The 6,000-nt window shown below is 58.5% G+C and carries 7 protein-coding genes and 1 pseudogene; 4 read left to right on the forward strand and 4 right to left on the reverse strand.

Features of this window, described 5'->3' with window-relative positions; all coding sequences use genetic code 11:
- From FS665_RS03260 to FS665_RS03275, 4 genes are all read left to right on the forward strand, one after another.
- Nucleotides 1–621 carry a LysE family translocator gene (locus FS665_RS03260; RefSeq protein WP_145183287.1) on the forward strand — a complete coding sequence of 207 codons (621 nt, stop codon included), beginning with the start codon at nt 1–3 and terminating at the stop codon, nt 619–621.
- A 21-nt stretch (nt 622–642) separates the two neighbouring features.
- The gene (locus FS665_RS03265; RefSeq protein ID WP_145183290.1) at nt 643–1,518 is read left to right on the forward strand and encodes an alpha/beta fold hydrolase; all 876 of its coding nucleotides are present in this window, start codon (nt 643–645) and stop codon (nt 1,516–1,518) included.
- Nucleotides 1,519–1,617: 99 nt separating this feature from the next.
- Nucleotides 1,618–2,484 carry a pirin family protein gene (locus FS665_RS03270; RefSeq protein ID WP_145183293.1) on the forward strand — a complete coding sequence of 289 codons (867 nt, stop codon included), beginning with the start codon at nt 1,618–1,620 and terminating at the stop codon, nt 2,482–2,484.
- A gap of 204 nt (nt 2,485–2,688) precedes the next feature.
- Nucleotides 2,689–2,949: a DUF1652 domain-containing protein gene (locus tag FS665_RS03275; RefSeq protein WP_145183296.1), complete on the forward strand. Its 261-nt coding sequence runs from the start codon at nt 2,689–2,691 to the stop codon at nt 2,947–2,949.
- A 46-nt stretch (nt 2,950–2,995) separates the two neighbouring features.
- Here the strand turns inward: FS665_RS03275 and FS665_RS03280 are convergent, their stop codons facing one another.
- From FS665_RS03280 to FS665_RS23365, 4 genes and pseudogenes are all read right to left on the reverse strand, one after another.
- Nucleotides 2,996–3,283: a hypothetical protein gene (locus FS665_RS03280; protein ID WP_145183300.1), complete on the reverse strand. Its 288-nt coding sequence runs from the start codon at nt 3,281–3,283 to the stop codon at nt 2,996–2,998.
- A 190-nt stretch (nt 3,284–3,473) separates the two neighbouring features.
- A complete protein-coding gene (locus FS665_RS03285) occupies nt 3,474–3,731 on the reverse strand; it encodes a PAAR domain-containing protein (protein WP_145183303.1) in 258 nt (85 codons plus the stop codon).
- Entirely contained in the window at nt 3,728–4,372 is a 645-nt protein-coding gene (locus FS665_RS03290) for a DUF6708 domain-containing protein (protein ID WP_256674921.1), read from the reverse strand. The genes FS665_RS03285 and FS665_RS03290 overlap by 4 nt, the downstream gene beginning before the upstream one ends.
- Before the next feature lie 170 nt (nt 4,373–4,542).
- A pseudogene (locus FS665_RS23365) lies at nt 4,543–6,000 on the reverse strand (hypothetical protein); the annotation flags it as partial.

Genomic DNA, 6,000 nt, shown 5'->3' on the forward strand with positions numbered 1-6,000 from the left:
ATGCTTGCCTCTGCCGACCTGCTCACGGCCTTCGTGCTGTTTGCCTTCGTGTCCTCGATCACTCCCGGGCCAAACAACACCATGCTGCTGGCCTCGGGGGTGAATTTCGGCATGCGCCGCTCGATTCCTCACGCCTTGGGCATCAGCATCGGCTTCATGGTCATGGTCCTAGCGGTGGGGCTTGGGTTGGGCGAGGTGTTCAAGGCCTGGCCGACGCTCTACACGGTGTTGCGCTATACCGGCGCGGCCTACCTGTTGTACCTGGCCTGGAAAATTGCGACCTCAGGGCCGCTGGGCGCGGATGCGCCCCGTGCGCGTCGGCCGTTGGGGTTTTGGGGCGCTGCGGCCTTTCAGTGGGTCAATCCCAAAGCTTGGGTGATGGCAGTGGGCGCAATTACCACCTATACCCCAGCCCAAGGCTACGTGACCAATGTGATCGTGATCGCCACGCTGTTCGCGCTGGTCAACTTGCCCAGTGTCGGCATCTGGGTGATGTTCGGCAGCGCGCTACGCAATGTGCTGCGCGATCCACGCTGGCTGGTGCTGTTCAATGTCCTGATGGCCCTGCTGCTGGTGGCTTCACTCTATCCACTGCTGTTTGTAGAATCATCGTTTTCCTGAACCGTTAAGTACAGAAAACCGATGCAGCTGATCCCCTGGTCTCATGACAGCAGCGCAGGCTTTACCCTGCGCGGCTGGCGCTCGCCCGCCAGCGGCAAACCCTTGCTGCACTTCGTGCACGGTAACGGCTTCTGCTGCCTGGCTTACCAGCCGCTGTTGCTGGCGTTGTCCGAGCACTTCGACCTGTGGCTCTGTGATGTTCAGGGCCATGGCGACAGCGACCATGGCGGCGCATTTGTCGGCTGGAACCGCAGCGCAATGCTTGCCGGCGAAGCCTTCGATGCCGGGTGCAGCGAGTACGGCGCTGTCCGACGCTTGGCGTTGGGCCACAGCTTTGGCGGGGTGTTGACCGGATTGCTGCTGGCTACCCGGCCGGGCTTGTTCGAGCGGGCGGTGTTACTGGACCCGGTCCTGTTCAGTCGGCGCATGATTGGCGTCATGACCGTCACGGCGCTGATCGGCCTGCATCGGCACCATGCGTTGGCGCGTAAGGCTGCCAGCCGCCGCAGCCATTGGCCCGATCGCGAGGCAGCGCGGTCATCGCTGCAAGGCCGTGGCATCTTCAAAGGCTGGACTGACGCTGCACTGCACGCTTATGTCGAGCATGCCATCGGTGATCATGGCGAAGGGGGGGTAGTGCTCAAGTGCCGTCCCAGCCGCGAGGTCGAAATCTTCAGTTCGTGCCCGTCGCGGATGTGGGCACATCTGCTGGCCTTGGAAGCGCCGACCCAAGTGCTGTACGGCGACCATACCTATCCCTTTGTCAGGCAATCAGTGCAGCGCTTGGCCAAGCTCAACCCGGCCGTCAGTAGCCAGCAGGTAGCCGGGGGCCACTGCTTCATGCAGGAAGATCCCGACAGGGCAGCGCAGCACATTGTTGACTACCTGCAACCCTGATCGATTGTTCCACTGACGGGACAATCAGTACCGTTTATCCTGGCTACCGGAGGCTTCGGCTCACTGATAGGGTGGCTGAAAGCTAATCAGGAGCCGTTCATGAAAACTGTCGTGGGTATCTATCGCAGCCCTCAACCCCATTGGGTGGGTGATGGCTTCCCCGTTCGCAGCCTGTTCACCTACGATCGCCTGACCCAGCAGACCAGCCCGTTCCTGCTGCTCGATTACGCAGGCCCCTATGATTTCGCGCCGACCGAGGCCCGGCGCGGCGTCGGCGAGCACCCGCACCGCGGCTTCGAAACGGTGACCATCGTCTATCAAGGTGAGGTGGAGCATCGTGACTCCACGGGCGCAGGTGGCGTGATTGGCCCCGGCGATGTGCAGTGGATGACTGCAGCCAATGGCATCCTCCACGAGGAATTTCATTCGTCCGCATTCGCCCGCAATGGCGGCACGCTGGAGATGGTGCAATTGTGGGTCAATCTGCCGGCCGCCAATAAACGCGCGCCTGCGGGTTATCAGACGTTGCTGGCGGCGGACATTCCGCTGGTTCCGCTGGCCGACGGCGCTGGCAGTGTGCGCGTCATTGCCGGCACCTATGCGGCCCATCACGGGCCTGCGCGCACGTTCACCGCCATGAATGTATGGGATCTAAGCCTCAACGCTGGGGCGGCGGCGCAACTGCCTGTCGTCGATGGCCATAACGCGGCGCTGGTGCTGTTGCACGGCACGGTGCGCGTCAACGGCGAGCATGCCGTCGGCCCAGCAAGCCTGGTGCTGCTCGACCAGGTGGGCGAGGACGTGTGGGTGGAGGCTGTCGAGGGTGCCAAGATGCTGTTGCTCAGTGGGCAGCCGATCGATGAGCCGGTGGTCGCTTACGGCCCCTTCGTGATGAACAGCCAGGCGGAAATCGTTGAATCGTTCGAGGCATTTCAGGCGGGGCGTTTCGGTGGATTGACCGATTGATCCAATACCGCCTGTCGCAAAACGTCCACACGCACTGAACGGTGCAAGGTGGCGCAGGCTCTTCCACTAAGGTGCCTGGATACCTTGCCTGTCATCATCGCCCTGGCAAATGGACGGCCGCTTGGGCATGGGCAATATCAATTGGCAGCCGGGCTGCCAAAGACGTAACTACACAACAGGCCATCCTATAGAGAGGGTCGAACCATGTCGTTGATAGGCGTTTCTATGCTGGAAATGCGGCAGATCATCGAGCAAGCTTGTCTGCCGGACCGCTGCGAAATCAGCTGCGCCGATGGGGCCACACTGACCATTCGCTTGGGGCAGGGCCGTAGCTTGGAAGATGGCGTGACCCTGAACGGGGTCGCGCTGCACAGCCTCAATAGCTGCCGAGATCTGGCGAACCTGGTGGGTCAGCTGCGCGCGCTACGCGACGATCAACCTGCAGCGCTCAAGGCGATTGCCTGACCGTCGCGCAACACCGGCCAGTACGTGCTGGCCGGTGGGAGGGGCGTTACTGCAATTCCACCAACAGATTGAGCCCGCCATCGCCGCACTTGCCTTGGTCCCTGACCACCCCGTGGTAGCTGCGACCATCCCAAACGAACGCTACGCTGTGGGCACGCTCTACCTTGGTCGGTAGCGGCGGACAGATATGCAGGCGCAGGGCAGGGCGACCCTGTAGGTTGAGCGGGGCCAGCTGACATTGGCATTCAACGCTCAACGCCACCGGACCGAACAAGGTGTCGCGCACATAATCGAGTTGCAAATTGGAGTTGGGTGCTCGGCAAGGCATTTTCATGGCCGCTGGGCTCCTGGGCAATCGCGCTGCTGGGAAGGCTGGTAGGGCATTGACGGCAGGCTCCTGGCAAAAGGATGGCATCGATCGTGTTTTCGATGCATGACGACAGCACGGGTTCAACTTATTTCATAGAGTTTCATCCGCTGCACGGCTTTGCTGACAAATGGCCATCGTCAACAGGGTGGTCATCTCACTCTAGCAGCCAATCCTGATCGCCTCCGATCAATACACCGCCGTGATCGGTGCGGTCACCTGCTCGCGCCACCGCTTTGCCTTCAACTTGGTAATGTCGCGCTCCGGTCATGATCACCGCACCACAGCCGGTCCGATCGCCCACCCTGGCTACTGCCTTGCCGTTGAACGTGTAACGCTTGGCGCCCGTTTCCACGGTGCTGCGGCCATGTAACGGACAGTCATGGGCATGCCCGACCAGAACTACTGGCTTCATGGCGAATGTTCCGCAGTGCCTGCGGTGCGTGATTCAAGGTCCATCTCTGGCGGCCATTTGACCTTTGGGGCGAGACGGTCGAAAGGGTTTCGGTGGGGCGCTTTTACCCAGCGCCCACGCTTGGGGAATTCATTCCAGTCCCTGGGTGGATTAACGAACGGTGGCAGTGAACTGGCGCCCTGGTTCATGAAGGCGCGGGCAATTGACCAGTAAGACTCCCCCAGCGCTATGTCGTCGCACAGGTACAACCGATCGATGACCTCGCAGGTTCCAGTTTTAGTCACTGAAATCATCACTTTTTCCTTAATGCCGCCGTACCCCAAGGGCAAATAAATTCTATAGGCTTCCGCAGTTAAGTCGTCCCAGTCGTAGGCAACTGTCTTGATGCCCCAATATTTCCGACCAAATGGACGGACCAGGTCAAAGTTATATTGATAGAAATAGACCTTTCGACGACTGCGGTTGAAGCGTATTGGCTCGTCGCGAGGAAATCCTAACTCCATGCGAATAAATGGAACGGCGATCGCGCCCATGGCGACGACGAACATAAATTCTGTCACGATAAAATCAAAGGTCCACAGGTGCGGAGGAGGAAGCGTTACTGCAAGAAGATAACCGTATAGAACCAAAACACCTGTCATTCCTGCTAGCCAGCACCCTCTTATCTTCATCGTGGAGCGGGGTAGCTCTAGGAAAATCGAATCAACAACGTTAGGCGGAACTCTGAGCTCTCTTAGTTGAGCGTCCAGACGCGGAACGGTTTTCGAGGTTGGGAGGTCGTACTTCCATCCTATCTTACGTCTCGATCGCTTCACGGCCATAATTCCTCAATGCGAAACACTGCATAGGCGCCTGAAAATTCGCGGTCAACCCAGTATTTAACTGTCAGCGTGGTTGAGCTGACGGGGTCGCTCAGGTTGCTGTTTGGCGTGACGTGTAGTCTACCTATTATTGTTCGAATACTCAGGCCTTGGGCGCTATGATTCACGATTTTTAGCTGCAGTGACGAAGAAGCATGTTCTAAATCTTGACCATATGCTTTTCCTGGTCTCTGTTCCGTTGCAACGTGTTGCGGAGTCAAGGTTGGTGGCTGATGATTTCCGTATGCAATTATCTCGCTGTCGGGCTGTACCGTGTTGTCAGCGATATCCTTTTTATTCGAGCTCAGCACCCAGCTATAGCCTGACTTCGAAACGTTGAAGCTCGGAAGTGTCACCTCAAACCGAAGGCTATGTCGGTTCATCAATCCCATCGGAACGCCGATTTTTGAAACTATCGGGGAGTTGGCGATTGATACTTCGAACCTAATCCTTCCAGCGAGGCCTATCGTCGCAGTGTTAAGCTCTGCGAAAGCGATATCTGCATGATCAGGCCTCTCCCAGTGAATCGGAGGGACCTCGTCCGCACGACCGAAGTGACATCTTCGTACCCACCGTTCTAGGGGGCTCGACTCGTTTTGAGAGCCCTGCTTCATAAGGTAATAAACAGTGATGGTCAGTGCTATAGAAATGGCCACCGGCCCTAACGCATATGGGAAGAAGACGCTTATGGTTCCCGCAATTAGATCCAAGGTCGAAGCGACGGCGGCGCGTCGGTAAAATTTGCTAGCCTCGTGATCTGCAGCCTGGGCCGATCGGTGTGCGGCCGTTAAAGCCTGAATGCTCTCGAACACGCCAGCCGATACAACAGTGAGGGCACCTATTCTTGCGATTGGGCGTCCGCGTGAAAGGGGGCTGTTCGCTTTCTTGTCGGGGCCCCACGTCAGTCCTCCGAATTCGATCACTCCCCCAAGCAGACCTATACTCGCGCCGAGGACCGCGAACAGAGCCTCTTCTCGCTTGGGTCCAATTTGCTGGTCTAGAGCTTTCAAATTACTTCGAAGGCTATCGCCCAAGAAATAAATCCCGCCAACCGAAAGCAGCAACTCCCATCCCTTTCCCGTAGTGCGCAACCCCTCAAAACTCCCCTTAACCATCTGCGATACTTGCCCCGCGCTAATCTGCATCCGTTGCAGCGCCTGCCGCGCCTGCGGTTCCAGTGTTCCTGCCGCCACCTTGATCTCGACCAACGCCGCCTTCGCTGCCTCGTTGAACTGGCCGGCACTGTGCTTCAGCTCGCTGACCAAGCGCTCGCGCACTTCATGCCCCTTGCCCTCGACCCACACGCTGACCGAAATCATCTGGTGGGCGATTTTCGGGTCGAGCACGGCGAGGCTCAGCAGGCCGGTCTGGATGATCGGTTTAACCCGGCCCACCGGCTTGAAGATGCC

This window comes from Pseudomonas sp. URMO17WK12:I11 (assembly GCF_007677725.1).
Taxonomy (GTDB): Bacteria; Pseudomonadota; Gammaproteobacteria; order Pseudomonadales; family Pseudomonadaceae; genus Aquipseudomonas.